The organism is Fructilactobacillus lindneri DSM 20690 = JCM 11027, from assembly GCF_002907375.1.
Taxonomy (GTDB): domain Bacteria; phylum Bacillota; class Bacilli; order Lactobacillales; family Lactobacillaceae; genus Fructilactobacillus; species Fructilactobacillus lindneri.
In genome coordinates this window covers 283,293-297,329 of sequence record NZ_MIYK01000010.1, presented here as the reverse complement: position 1 = coordinate 297,329, position 14,037 = coordinate 283,293, and the positions used below count along the sequence as shown (strand labels likewise).

General features: G+C 35.8%; 8 protein-coding genes and 2 pseudogenes. All 10 read right to left on the bottom strand.

Translation table 11 applies throughout. The features are described 5' to 3' along the window. Nucleotides 1-16: 16 nt before the first annotated feature. The gene (gene purF / locus BHU33_RS04330) at nt 17-1,486 is read right to left on the bottom strand and encodes an amidophosphoribosyltransferase (RefSeq protein ID WP_056997694.1); all 1,470 of its coding nucleotides are present in this window, start codon (nt 1,484-1,486) and stop codon (nt 17-19) included. Further along, a pseudogene (purL, locus tag BHU33_RS04325) lies at nt 1,468-3,704 on the bottom strand (phosphoribosylformylglycinamidine synthase subunit PurL). The gene purF and the pseudogene purL overlap by 19 nt, the downstream one beginning before the upstream one ends. 21 nt (nt 3,705-3,725) lie before the next feature. Then, nucleotides 3,726-4,376, bottom strand: a complete 651-nt coding sequence (purQ, locus tag BHU33_RS04320) for a phosphoribosylformylglycinamidine synthase subunit PurQ (protein ID WP_054645880.1) — start codon at nt 4,374-4,376, stop codon at nt 3,726-3,728. 2 nt (nt 4,377-4,378) lie between these two features. Beyond that, nucleotides 4,379-4,633 carry a phosphoribosylformylglycinamidine synthase subunit PurS gene (purS, locus tag BHU33_RS04315; RefSeq protein ID WP_054645881.1) on the bottom strand — a complete coding sequence of 85 codons (255 nt, stop codon included), beginning with the start codon at nt 4,631-4,633 and terminating at the stop codon, nt 4,379-4,381. Nucleotides 4,634-4,635: 2 nt separating this feature from the next. After that, entirely contained in the window at nt 4,636-5,316 is a 681-nt protein-coding gene (locus BHU33_RS04310) for a phosphoribosylaminoimidazolesuccinocarboxamide synthase (protein WP_054645882.1), read from the bottom strand. A 34-nt stretch (nt 5,317-5,350) separates the two neighbouring features. Beyond that, nucleotides 5,351-6,487 (bottom strand): 5-(carboxyamino)imidazole ribonucleotide synthase, encoded by a 1,137-nt coding sequence (gene purK, locus BHU33_RS04305; RefSeq protein WP_054645883.1) that lies wholly within the window; start codon nt 6,485-6,487, stop codon nt 5,351-5,353. Continuing rightward, nucleotides 6,477-6,970 (bottom strand): annotated as a pseudogene (gene purE / locus BHU33_RS04300) (5-(carboxyamino)imidazole ribonucleotide mutase). Before purE ends, purK begins: the two are co-directional and overlap by 11 nt. A 435-nt stretch (nt 6,971-7,405) precedes the next feature. Beyond that, nucleotides 7,406-7,969, bottom strand: coding sequence for an LPXTG cell wall anchor domain-containing protein (locus BHU33_RS04295; RefSeq protein WP_103422821.1), 564 nt, complete (start codon nt 7,967-7,969; stop codon nt 7,406-7,408). Further along, nucleotides 7,963-12,297 (bottom strand): DUF1542 domain-containing protein, encoded by a 4,335-nt coding sequence (locus BHU33_RS04290; protein WP_103433994.1) that lies wholly within the window; start codon nt 12,295-12,297, stop codon nt 7,963-7,965. The genes BHU33_RS04295 and BHU33_RS04290 overlap by 7 nt, the downstream gene beginning before the upstream one ends. A gap of 345 nt (nt 12,298-12,642) precedes the next feature. Next, nucleotides 12,643-13,932: a serine--tRNA ligase gene (gene serS, locus BHU33_RS04285; protein ID WP_054645886.1), complete on the bottom strand. Its 1,290-nt coding sequence runs from the start codon at nt 13,930-13,932 to the stop codon at nt 12,643-12,645. Nucleotides 13,933-14,037: the final 105 nt, after the last annotated feature.

Genomic DNA, 14,037 nt, shown 5'->3' with positions numbered 1-14,037 from the left:
CAATCCTCCTTAAATATTACTGACCCACTTCGGGATCGAAAGTAATTTCTCCTGTTTTTTCTTTCGCAGCTAATTCAGGTTCGTAGTCATAAATAGGAGAAGGATAATGACCATCAAAATAAGCGGTCGTTAATCCGTTTCCCTTACCAGCATGCTGTAATCCAATTGAATCAACCAAGCCTTCAGTTGATAAAAATTGAAGCGAGTCGGCTCCAATTTTCTTGCGCATTTCTTCAGTCGAATTATTTGCTGCCATCAATTCCTTGCTAGTTTGCATATCAATGCCATAAAAAGATGGATATTTAAAAGCTGGAGAAGCAATTCGAACGTGTACTTCTTTTGCTCCTGCTTCACGAAGCATTCGAATAATATACTTTGAGGTCGTACCTCGAACAATTGAATCATCAACCAAAACTACTCGTTTTCCTTTTAGAACAGAAGGAATCGCACTTAATTTCATCCGCACAGCTCGTTCTCGTCGCTCCTGAGTTGGTTCAATAAAAGTTCTTGCAATATATTGATTTTTAATCAATCCCATTTCATTAGGGAGTCCAGAAGCTTCAGCATATCCCATGGTAGCTGATAATGAAGAATTAGGAACAGCCACAACAATATCAGCATTAGCAGGAGCTTCTTTGGCTAATTGTTCTCCCATTCGTTTCCGAGCTTGGTGAACATTTACCCCATAAATATCAGAATCGGGACGCGCAAAATAAATGTATTCCATTGAATCAATATTTAAGGTTGTATCAGTAGTATAGTGATCAATTTTCATTCCTTGGTCGTTAATCGTAATTAATTCACCAGGTTGAACATCACGAACAAATCTAGCTCCTACAGCATTTAACGCTGCTGTCTCACTAGTAGCTACATAAGCTCCATTAGGAAGCTGACCAATCACAAACGGGCGATAACCGTGTGGATCCAAGGCAGCATATATGCCATCTGGGGTCATTAACAAGACTGCAAAGCCACCATGAATCTGATTCAAAGCTTCTTTTAATTGTTCAACAAAAGTGGCTTTTTTTGAACGACGAATTAAATGCAACAAAATTTCAGTATCTGATGAAGATTGAAAAATGGCTCCCTTATCTTCTAATTCCTTGCGCAGCGTTTTAGCATTTGTAATATTTCCGTTATGAGCTAAAGCAACCTGCATATCATTAAAGTTCACCATAAACGGCTGAATATTTTCTACTCCGCCAGATCCAGCCGTCGCATACCGAACATGTCCTAAGGCTGCATTACCTTTCAAGTTTTTTAATTTCTGTGGATCTTCAAATACAGTGCTAAGTAACCCTAAACCACGTTCCTGCCATAAATGACCATGATTATTAGCAACGATTCCGGTCCCTTCTTGTCCTCGATGTTGTAAAGCATGTAACCCGTAAAAAGTTAATTCTGCGGCGTTCGGCATCCCCCACACTCCAAAGATTCCACATTCTTCATTTAAAGAATTAGCAGATTTTAATGGTTCAATTGCCATGTTATTGCCTCCTGATAACTCTTTTCAATTTCATTTTTTGGTAATGTAATATTTTGATCACGAGCTTCAAGTTTCAATTCGTTATTTTTCGTTACTTTCCCCATTAATTTAGCTTGTTTTCCAGCTAATTTCTCAAATTGTTCCTGATCTTCAGGTTTAACTGTTATTACAAACAACGAGGGGGTTTCAGCAAAATACCAGCTAACCGGCATATCTCGTTTGACGTTTGCACTCAAATTAGTATTAAAAGTCATTTCAGCAATCGTAACTCCTAAACCGCCTTCTGCTATGTCATGAGCACTATTGATCAGTCCTTGATTAATTCCAGCTAAAACTAGTTGTTGATGTTGTTTCTCCTTATCTTTATCAAAGTCGCTTAACTTGCCATTAATCTTACCGGTTTGCATTTTTTGTAATTCAGTACCATTAAAGTCCGGCTTAACTTCGCCGACTAAGTAAATTAAATCGTCAGCACTTTTAAAATTAATCGTAGTTGCCTTTTGAACATCATCAAGCAGACCAACCATTCCAACCATTGGTGTTGGATAAATTGCTTGTCCGTCAGTTTCGTTATACAAAGAAACGTTTCCAGAAATAATCGGGGTATTCAGTTCTTTTGCCATGTCGTTAATTCCTTCACACGACTGTGCAAGTTCATAATAAATTTCTGGATCGTCAGGTCAGGATCACCAAAATTCAAACAATCAGTGATTCCAATTGGGGTAGCACCAGTTGCTACGATATTACGAGCAGCTTCTGCGACCGCTAATTCTCCCCCAACTTTTGGAGCAAGATAGGTATAGCGTCCGCTAATATCAGTTGTCATTGCAAGTGCTTTAGACGTTCCTTTAATTCGTACTAGAGCAGCATCGCCACCAGGCTTGATAACGGTATTGGTTTTAACCATACTATCGAAGTGTTTAAATAAATCGGCTTTAGAAGCAATCGTACTCTGCTTTAATAAGGACGTTAACGTTTCACTAGCATCAGTTATTTGGGGCTGATATTGATTATTACCTTCATCATTTAGATGCTGCGGTTTGGACTGTTGCATTACTTGTTTAGGTGGATTAGTTAAATAATTAACATCAACATCTGCTACTTGTTGGCCTTTAAATGACAGCACATATTTTCCATCATCAGTAACCTCACCAATATCAACTGCTGAAAGTCCAGCATCAGCAAACACTTGCGAAACTTGAGCAACCCGATCCGCTTTAACCACTAACAACATCCGTTCTTGTGATTCAGATAGCATTAATTCATAAGGAGTCATATTAGTTTCTCGTTGCGGAACTTTATCTAAATCAAGATGAACACCAGTGCCAGCTTCATCAGCCATTTCAGCAGATGACGAAACTAGCCCTGCGGCTCCCATATCCTGCACCCCCACAATCTCATCGCCATGTTCACGGATTGCTTTAATGGTAGCATCCATCACTAATTTTTCTAAGAAGGGATCACCGACTTGGACGGCAGAACGATTTTTTTCGACTCCACTATCAAAATCGCTAGAAGCAAAAGTAGCACCATGAATTCCGTCTCGTCCGGTTTTAGCTCCAACGTATAAAATTCGATTACCAATTCCTTCGGCTTTACCAACTTGCATATCAGCTTGATTTAGCAATCCAACTGCCATTACATTAACTAATGGATTCTCTTGATAAGTAGCGTCAAATCCAATTTCACCACCAACGGTTGGAATACCGATTGCATTTCCATAACCAGCAATTCCAGCAATGATGCCATTAACTAGATGTTTGGTATCGTTATTGTTCAATTCCCCAAAGCGCAAGCTGTCTAACACAGCGATTGGTTGAGCTCCCATTGAAAAAATATCACGTAGAATTCCACCAACCCCAGTAGCAGCTCCTTCATAAGGTTCAACCGCTGAAGGATGGTTATGCGATTCTGCCTTAAAAACCACTGCTTGTTGATCGCCAATATCTAAAACCCCAGCTCCTTCACCAGGACCTTGTAAAACACGTTCATTTTTAGACCAGAATTTCTTCAAAACCGGCTTAGATTTTTTATATGAACAATGTTCCGACCACATAGCAGCAAATAATCCTGTCTCTGTGTAATTAGGTAACCGATGCAAATGTTCACAAATTAAATCGTATTCCTCAGTCGTCAAAGCCCAATCGCGGTAAATTTTATTTTCTTTGATTTCTTCTGGAGAAGGTTCATTTCTCATTGGTTCTGGAACTTTTCCCATAACGCACTCCTTGTCTTCCAACTAATTATCTAAAATGCTTTCAAATAATTTTCTGCCATCAGTATTCCCAAGAATTGCTTCAATCGCACGTTCTGGATGAGGCATCATTCCTAAAACATTTCCCTTTTGATTCGTAATTCCAGCAATGTCGTCACTAGAACCATTGACATTGGTTCGATATTTAAATACAATTTGCTGGTTTTTTTCCAAATCGGCAATTGTCGCCTGATCTGCATAATAACGACCTTCACCATGTGCAACAGGTAAAGTTATTTCATTCGTTGGATATGCCCGGCTAAATTCAGTGTCAGCATTTGTGATGTTTAATTTAACTTCATCGCAGAGAAACCCAGGATGCTCATTTTGCATTAATTGTCCTGGTAACAACCCGGCTTCCGTCAATATTTGAAACCCATTACAGATTCCTACAATTGTTTTACCAGCTTCATCAGCCTGTTTTACTGCATCCATAATTGGTGAAAACCTAGCAATTGCTCCCGAGCGTAAATAATCTCCAAAAGAAAATCCCCCTGGTAAAAAGATTGCATCATAGTCAGACAAATCAGTTGCATTATGTGATACTAACGTGGCATCAACTCCAAAATCTTGTAAAGCATGCATCATGTCCATATCACAATTAGAACCAGGAAATTGAATTACAGCAGCTTTCATGCTTAATCCTCCAATTCTTTTAAATCATAACGATACGTTTCGGTATTGGCATTAATTAAAAGAGCTTCAATCATTTTTACTAATTCTTGTTTAGCTTGTTCCATATCAGCAGCTGCAAATTTAATTTCAAAGTATTTTCCTTGTTTAACAGATTCAATCTTGTTAAAGCCCATGTGCGTTAAACCAGACTTAATGACTTCACCTTGTGGATCTAACACTGATTGTTTATATGAAACGTAGACTCTCCCAAAATACATAATCATTCTCCTATTTTTTGTTGCAAACGATCTAATACAACTGCATAACCATCAAGTAAATTACCAGTTTCTTTTCTAAAGACATCCTTATCAAGTGATTTACCGGTTTCTTGATCAACTAACCGCATGTTATCAGGTGAAAGTTCATCACCTAAAACTAACTCGCCAGTTTTAGTAATTCCAAACTCAAATTTAATGTCGACTAAATCAATCTTAATCTGTTCAAAGAGTGCTTTTAATGATTCATTAATTTTCAAAGCTTTAGTTTTCAATACTTTTATTTGTTGTTCATCGGCAATTTTTAAAGCGATAATTTGGGAATCATTAATCATCGGATCATCTAACTCATCAGATTTATAATAAAATTCCTGCACTGGCGGATTTAATTTCAACATATTAGGAACTGCAAATCGACTTACAAAATGACCAGAAGCAAAATTTCGTACAACTACTTCTAAAGGCATCATTTTCAAACGTTTTACCAGCACATCAGTATCACTTTCTAAACTAAGAAAATGAGTTGCTACGTCCTGACTATTTAAATATTGAAATAATAAGGAACTAATATGGTTGGTGTAGTATCCCTTTTGATTAATGGCTACCTTCTTTTTACCATTCAAAGCAGTGGCTTGGTCTTTACTGTGAACCCATAAAACTTCTGGATCATCAGTTGCAAAAATCACTTTTGCTTTTCCTTAAGTGATTTGTTCCCCTTTTTTAATTGATTTCATGATGTGCCTTCTCCCATGTTTTTAAATTCTCACTATTTTTTTGTCCTAAAACGGTTATGTGACCCATTTTTCGTTTCGGTTTAATTTGATCTTTTTGGTAATCATGAAAATGCCATTCTGGATGATTAATTAAATCATTGCGTGCCTGAGTCATCTGATCACCTAATAGATTAATCATGCAAATTGAATCATCCAATTGTGCAATCTTGGCAATTGGCAACCCAGTAATACTGCGAATATGTCCTTCAAATTGAGAAACATTACAACCTTCAATTGAATAATGACCAGAATTATGGGGACGCGGTGCTAATTCATTAATATAAACTTCATCGCCAACCACGAACATTTCAATTCCTAAAACTCCGTTTAAATTCAAAGCGTCGGCAATCATCCTGGCATATTCATGGGCTGCTTGAACTAATTTTTCTGGTAAATAATTATTTACTTCAGTCGTTTTTAAAATGTGATCTTGATGTGTATTTTGAGCAATGGGCCAAGTTCTAATTTCTTGATTCCCATCACGCGTTACCATGATGCTGATTTCTTGATTAAATGCTAATTTCTTTTCCAAAATCAGTGGTACATTAATTTTTCCAGTTAATTTATGTAAAACTTCCTTCATTTCGGCTTCATTTTCAATGTTCCATTGGCCATGACCATCGTATCCACCACTACGTGTTTTTAAAATGGCTGGATATCCCACTTTAGCTGCTGCCTGAGGAAGATTTCCAATTGTTGCGACATCTGCAAAATCTGTTACTGGAAGCCCAATTTTTTGGATAAATTCTTTTTCTAATAGTCGATCAGAAGTGATTTCCAATAGTTTAGTACCTTGAGGAACACTAACTAAATCGGAGACTTGTTTTAAAGCATCTGTATCAACATTTTCAAACTCATAAGTTAAAACATCACAAAGTTTAGCCAACTCAGTTAAAGCAGCAACATCATCATATTCTGCCACAATTTGCTTATCTGAAACTTGTCCAGCAGGTGAGTTAGGTTGCGGATCTAAAATAATAACGTTATATCCCATTGGTTTGGCTGCTTCTGCCATCATGCGGCCTAATTGTCCACCGCCAATAATTCCAATTGTAGCTGGAGGAATAATTTTATTATTCTTCATCTAATTTTTCCTCGCTTTCAAGTACTGACTGCACCGCATTTTTTCTAAAATTAATGACATTTTCTCGAATGGATTTATCAGACATAGCTAGTTGTTGCGCAACTAGATATCCAGCATTTTTGGCACCGGGAGTCCCAATTGCCACAGTTGCAACCGCGGAACACCTGATGGCATTTGTACAATGCTTAGAAGTGAGTCTAAGCCGTTAAGAGCTTTACTTTTAATGGGAACTCCAATTACTGGAACAATTGTATTAGCGGCAATCATACCGGGTAAGTGGGCTGCCCCTCCTGCGCCGGCAATAATAACCGAAACTCCTTCATTTAAAGTACTTTTTGCAAATTCAGTTAATAAATCTGGAGTTCGATGAGCAGAAATGATTTTTTTGTCATAAGGAACTCCCAAATCATCCAAAACTTGAGCAGTTTCTTTCATCGTTGGCCAATCTGAAATAGAACCCATCACAATCATAACTTTTGCCATTAATACTCTCCTTATAATTCGCCTTTTGGACTATCTTTCATATAAATTAAACCATATAGTTCTTATATATGTCAATTAAAGTTAACTTTTTAGTGAATTACAAATTTTAATGTTCGCTTTTTGCCTTGATTAATCAAAAAACAGAATCTTAGTATATTTAAATATTGTTTTTAATTAAAATGACATAAAAAATTAAGAAATACAAAAAAGACTCATACCAATTGAATATCAGTATAAGCTCTTAAAAAATATCTAATTAAAATTTCATATCTATATAAATCTTCATAATTTTATTTTCAAATATATAATTTTTAAAATTTCTTAAACAAAAAGCGATTGAATTCACTAAGAATTCAATCGCTTAATGCGAAAACAATTTATTCAAACATTTTATTTATTAATAAGATTAACAGAGAATCTAAATTATAAATAAAATTATTTTTCTTTTCTTTTTTTAGTTTTTGCCAAACCAAAAATTCCAAGAAGAGTTAATTCCATTATACCCAATAGCTCTAGAACACTATTGCTTTGACCAGTTTGTGGAAGATCTTTTTTATTTTCACTGACTGATTTATTACTAGAATGTTTAAAATTCTCTTGATCGTTAATAATTCCGTTATCAGCTGCTTTCTTAATCTCGACTGGTGTAACGGCCTTATTAATTTGGTCCTTAGCCTGATTAGCATCATCAGTTACCTTCTTAACGACATCTTTCTTTTTAGCTGGAGTTAAGTTAGGTTCGTTATTAATGTGACCAATCGCATCTTTTGTGGCATGATCTACATCATCGCTATCTGACTGCTTATCATTACTAATCTTACTATCACTGGCAGCTTGTTGAATATCAACAATCTTATCAATGTTACCTTCACTGGTAGTTAAGGCACTATCAACACCTGCGGTGTCACTAGCATTATCAATATTTGTTGAACCGTTAGCGACTTCTTTATCAATTGCTGCATCAGCTGAACTGATTTGATCACTAGTTAAGCCTAGCATCTTAGCAATCTTATCTTTTGCGGAGCTTGTCCGTAATCTGCTAGTTCGCCTTTAGCCTTGTTTTTAGCATTTTGCAAGTCGGCTGCATTTTGATCGTTAGTAATCTTAGTGATTCCGTCATCAGCGGCCTTCTTAATCTCATCTGGATTACCAGCGTTATTAATTTGGTCTTTTGCTTGATTAGCGTCATCAGTTACCTTCTTAACGGCATCTTTCTTTTCGTCTGGCGTTAAGTTTGGTTCATTGTTAATGTGATCAATCGCATCTTTTGCAGCATGATCAACATTGTCACTGGCCGTTTTCTTATCACTACTAATCTTGCTATCACTAGCAGCTTGTTGACTATCAACAATCTTATCAATGTTACCTTCACTGGTAGTTAAGGCACTATCAACACCTGCGGTGTCACTAGCATTATCAATATTTGCAGAACCATTAGCAACTTCTTTATCAATATCACTATCTGCTGAACTGATTTGATCACTAGTTAAGCCTAGCATCTTAGCAATCTTATCTTTTGCGGCTTGTCCGTAATCTGCTAGTTCGCCTTTAGCCTTGTTTTTAGCATTTTGCAAGTTTTGCAAATCAGCTGCATTTTGATCATTTTTAATGTTAGTGATTCCGTCATTTTCAGCATTCGTAATCGCATCTGGAGTAGTAGCGTTATTAATCTGATCTTTAGCTTGATTAGCATCATCAGTTATCTTATTAATCGCACTATTTTTTTCATCTTGCGTCAAGCTGGAATCGTTATTATTGATATGATCAATCGCATCTTTTGCGGCTTGATCTACATTATTAATAGCAGCTGTTTTATCACTACTAATCTTACTATCACTAGCGGCTTGTTGACTATCAACAATTTTATCAATATTACCTTCACTGGTAGTTAAGGCACTATCAACACCTGCGGTGTCACTAGCATTATCAATATTTGCAGAACCGTTAGCGACTTCTTTATCAATTGCTGCATCAGCTGAACTGATTTGATCACTAGTTAAGCCTGGCATCTTAGCAATCTTATCTTTTGCAGCTTGACCGTAATTTACTAGTTCACCTTTAGCCTTGTTTTTAGCATTTTGCAAATCAACAATCTTATCAATGTTGCCTTCACTGGTAGTTAAGGCACTTTTAACACCTGCAATGTCACTAGCATTATCAATATTTGCAGATCCATTGGCGACTTCTTTATCAATATCACTATCTGCTGAACTGATTTGATCACTAGTTAAACCTGGTATCTCAGCAATCTTATCTTTTGTGGCTTGACCGTATTTTGCTAATTCATCTTTAGCTTCGTTTTTAGCATTTTGCAAGTCAGCAGCATTTTGATCGTTAGTAATCTTAGTGATTCCGTCATCAGCGGCCTTCTTAATGTCATCTAGACTACCAGCGTTATTAATCTGATCTTTAGCTTGATTGGCATCATCAGTTACCTTATTAACGGCATCTTTCTTTTCGTCTGGCGTTAAGTTCGGTTCATTATTAATGTGATCAATGGCATCTTTTGCAGCATTATCGACATTATCACTTGCCGTTTGTTTAGCATTTTTAATATTAGTATCACTGGTTCCTTGTAATCCATCAACAATTTTATCAATGTTGGTTTCACCATCTTTCAATGAACCCATCATTGCTTCTGGAGTTTGGGAACTTTCAATATTATTAACTCCATCATTTACTGCATCATCAACTTCTTTTTGGCCATCGCTAATCTCATCAGGAGTCAACCCAGGCATATTGGCAATCTTATCTTTAGCAGCCTGTCCATAATTTTTAAGTTTGTTGATAGCTGCATCTTTGTCCTCTTTTGATGGGGTATCAGCAAGAAATTCAACTACCCGAAGTGCATTACCATTATTTTTCAAAGTAGAAATAATTGCCTGATTGTCTGCATCTTGTTGACTATCATCTAGATTCGTTAAAATATCAGTTTTACCTATAAAGTTATCAATTTCGGATCGAGAGATAGTTTGTAAATCTTGAACATCTGTTACTATTCCATTTTGGAAATACAATGTAACTGATTTAATTGGAATTGAATTAGACCCATCTGATAATTTCAGTTCCGCATTAGTTACTTTTAATGATCCATTCGCCAACATCGTAGTTCCAGAATTAGTGTTTTTTGTGGTATCAACAATAAATATCCCTGGGTGGTCAACAGTAAAGTTTCCTGAATTTTTGATTCCAAAAACTTGAATTTTTCCATTCCCATCAACATTAACTTGGAAATTACCATTTTGACTAATTGAGAAAATACCAGTTCCATCTACATGGATAATATCGCCAGTATAATTACCAAGGTTATTTCCATTGTATGTAAACGATGAACTGTCTGAAACATTCATTGTTGAACTATTAGTTAAATAAATTGGCTCAGACTTTGCTTGTCCATCAGTCTCAACATTTAATTTTCCATTATCAGCGATGTTGATTTCTGATGTACCACTGAGATAAATAGCTCCAGCCGTCATCCCTTTATCTGCAGGCTGACTATCATCAGCAATAATATTCAAAGCTGCATTTTTCCCAATTGATACATTAGCACTACTAGCTTTAATAGCATAAGCAGAACCATTGCTTATGTCTTCTCCACTACTATTAGCGCCATGTGGATGCAAAGTAACAGTAGAATTGTCTTCCAAAACAGCACCTTTTCCACCAGAACTTAATTCAATAACGTTTCCATTAACTGTGGAAGCATCAAAAGTACTTCCGGAAGTAAAAGTAATTGATTCCCCTTGAATTACTTGTTGTCTATTAGGAACACTAGTTGGAGTACAATCTTGAGTATACTTTTCTCCACCTGAAAATCCATTGTTGTATGATGTAACACTTGCAGAAGTAACCTTATTATGAATATAAATATCAGCACTTGGTGAATAGATTAGTTGAGATCCAGTATAATCCAAATTACTAAGATCATATCTACCTGCTCTAGAAATAATTCCATAATAGCTACGACCAAAAGCCTTTAAATTTTGAATCGTAACATTAGCGTTACTGTTTTGTATTCTAAAAGCATAGGGACCTAAATCTACAGTATAAGTCTCACCAGGAGTGGATTGAAGAACTACATTATCTCGCAAATTTTGCATTGTTATTTCAGTAGGGCCTGCGCTAGGAGCCAAAGTGCTAAGATCAATATTAGCTCCAACATTGATTGTAGGCGCGGTACCTTTCGTTAAAGCATCATAAAATTCTTGTGCAGTAGTTACAGTTACAGAATCAGTATCAGTTGCTGCTAATCGTAATTGAGCTTTATCATATGAATCATCAATCTCATCAACATTTTGATTTTTGGTAACATTACTATTATTTGGATCATCAGTTGTTGAGTTAACCACTTCAAGATTTTTAAACTTATCACTTTCTAATGTATTATCAACATCTTGTGCATTATCCGTTGATTGATAATCATTTTCAGAATCAGTAGCTGCTTGTGTTTGTGCTTCTGATTTTGTAGCTGTATTGTCTCTAGTTACTGATTCATTATTTGAATCAGTGCCTGCTTTTTCCTCTGCAATTGTTGTATCTGTTGCCGCTGATTGCTTTTGTTCTTCTGGTTTTGCAGCTGTATTGTCACTAGTTGCTGATTCATTTTTGGAATCAGTAACTGCTTTTTCCTCTGTAGCTGCTGGAATTGTTGCAACTAGCTGCTTTTGTTCTTCTGGTTTTGCAGCTGCGTTATCATTAGCTACTGATTCATTTTTGGAATCAGTGCCTGCTTTTTCCTCTGTAGCTGCTGGAGTTGTTGCAACCGGCTGTTTTTGTTCTTCTGGTTTTGCAGCTGCGTTATCATTAGCTGCTGATTCATTTTTGGAATCAGTGCCTGCTTTTTCCTCTGTAGCTGCTGTATCTGTTGACGCTGCTTGTTTTTGTTCTTTTGATTTTACAGCTGCGTTATCATTAGCTACTGATTCATTTTTGGAATCAGTAACTGCTTTTTCCTCTGTAGCTGCTGTATCTGTTGCAGCTGATTGCTTTTGTTCTTCTGGTTTTGCGGCTGCGTTATCATTAGCTACTGATTCATTTTTGGAATCAGCGACTGCTTTTTCCTCTGTAACTGCTGTATCATTAGTTGCTGATTCATTCTTTGAATCAGATCCTGTATTTTCTTGTGTGATACTACTACTGATTTGACCTATGTTTGTCTTTTGTCCTTGAGTCAAACTATTAGTATCGGCATGTACATGGTTATTATTTAATAATAATGTACCTCCTAATGTAGCAACTGAAAACATTGTTACAGTAATCGCACTATACATCCAATGCTTTCCTGCTTTATACATTTTATAATGCATCTTATTTTCACTATTCCACATGGAAAATCCCTCCCCAAAACATTTTAAAAAGATATTAATATAAATGATAGCATTATCATTTATATTGATGTTTTTAAGATAACATAGTCTAATTTTATTGTCTAACAAAGTAATTATTACAACATAGTTTTAATCAGTACATTTTTATTTGCTTTATTAATTTATAGAAATAACTAGAATTAATAATTTAAGTGACTTTGAAGGGATTTTATAGTATAAAAATAGAATGCTCATTGTCGGTATTAATTCGGTAATGAGCATTCTAAAAATTAATTTAATTTTTTAAATTTATTTTTAAATAATACATTTGTTTTATTATAAGGTTTAAATATTAACAATGTATCGTTAAAATAATTCTTGCTTAGTTATTTTCTTCATTCCATGCATATATGGCTGCAATACTTCAGGAATATTTACTGATCCATCATCATTTTGAAAATTCTCTAAAATTGCAGCTACTGTTCTTCCCACTGCTAATCCAGAACCATTTAAAGTATGAATATATTGTAGTTTTCCATTTTCATCACGATATTGAATATGAGCACGACGAGCCTGAAAATCAGTCGTATTTGAACAACTTGAAATTTCACGATAACAATCCTGTGATGGCATCCAAACTTCAATATCATGAGTCATAGAAGCAGTAAAACTCATGTCACTGCTAGTAAGAGTAATAACATGATAAGGAATTCCTAGTTTTTTAAGGGAACTTTCAGCTTGATGAGTAATGTTCTCTAACGCATCCCATGAATCTTCAGGCTTCGTAAATTGCACCATTTCTACTTTATTAAATTGGTGCAACCGGATTAGTCCTTTTGTATCTCTACCGGCACTTCCGGCCTCTGATCTAAAAGCTGGACTCAAAGCAGTAAACTTAACTGGTAATTTTTCACTTGGAATTACTTCATCACGATAAAAGTTAACCAATGGAACTTCAGCGGTGGGAATCATCGTCAAATCACTGTCTTTAATTTCAAAACCAGCTTTGTTTTCTTTGAACTTAGGAAATTGTCCAGTTCCAAACATCGAAGCTGAATTAACCATATAAGGCGGGATGATTTCTGTATAACCAGCTTTATCATTTTCATCTAAATAAAAATTATAAACAGCTCGTTCTAACATTGATCCAGCACCTAAGTAATAAACAAATCGGCTACCAGCAACTTTAGCACTACGTTTAAAATCTAAAATATCAAGATTTTCTCCAATTTCCCAATGTGGTTTGGGTTTGAAATCAAATTTACGTGGTGTTCCAACCTTGCGTAGTTCGACCGCACCTTCTTCAGTTAAACTAACTGGAACTCCATCATGTGGAACGTTGGGCAAATGAGCTTCAAGATCATCTTGTTCAGTTTTAACTTGCTCCAACTGTTCATCAAGTTGCTTGATTTCTGCTCCAACTTCACGCATGCGTGTGATAGCGTCATCAGCATTTTCTTTGTTCCGTTTTAAATGTGAAATCTGATCTGATACTTCATTTCTTTCAGCCTTCAATGATTCGCTTTTTACAATTAAATCCCGGCGTTGATTATCTAATTCCATTAACTTATCAATGGTTTCTGCTTCAACTCCACGTTCAGCCATCTTATTTTTATACCAATCTAAGTTTTGACGAATCATTTTCATATCTAACATTCTTATTTCCTCCTTTAAAAATAAACAAAAAAGACCCTCGTCAATTGGGACGAAGGTCTTTTCGCGGTACCACCCAAGTTCCTGTAATTATTACAGGCCCTTAAT

Excerpts from the sequence above, each read along its gene's own strand:
- purF (WP_056997694.1), bottom strand. The coding sequence starts at position 1,486 with ATGGCAATTGAACCATTAAAATCTGCTAATTCTTTAAATGAAGAATGT.
- purQ (WP_054645880.1), bottom strand. The coding sequence starts at position 4,376 with ATGAAAGCTGCTGTAATTCAATTTCCTGGTTCTAATTGTGATATGGAC.
- purS (WP_054645881.1), bottom strand. The coding sequence starts at position 4,633 with ATGTATTTTGGGAGAGTCTACGTTTCATATAAACAATCAGTGTTAGAT.
- purK (WP_054645883.1), bottom strand. The coding sequence starts at position 6,487 with ATGAAGAATAATAAAATTATTCCTCCAGCTACAATTGGAATTATTGGC.
- BHU33_RS04295 (WP_103422821.1), bottom strand. The coding sequence starts at position 7,969 with ATGCTAGGCTTAACTAGTGATCAAATCAGTTCAGCTGATGCAGCAATT.
- BHU33_RS04290 (WP_103433994.1), bottom strand. The coding sequence starts at position 12,297 with ATGTGGAATAGTGAAAATAAGATGCATTATAAAATGTATAAAGCAGGA.
- serS (WP_054645886.1), bottom strand. The coding sequence starts at position 13,932 with ATGTTAGATATGAAAATGATTCGTCAAAACTTAGATTGGTATAAAAAT.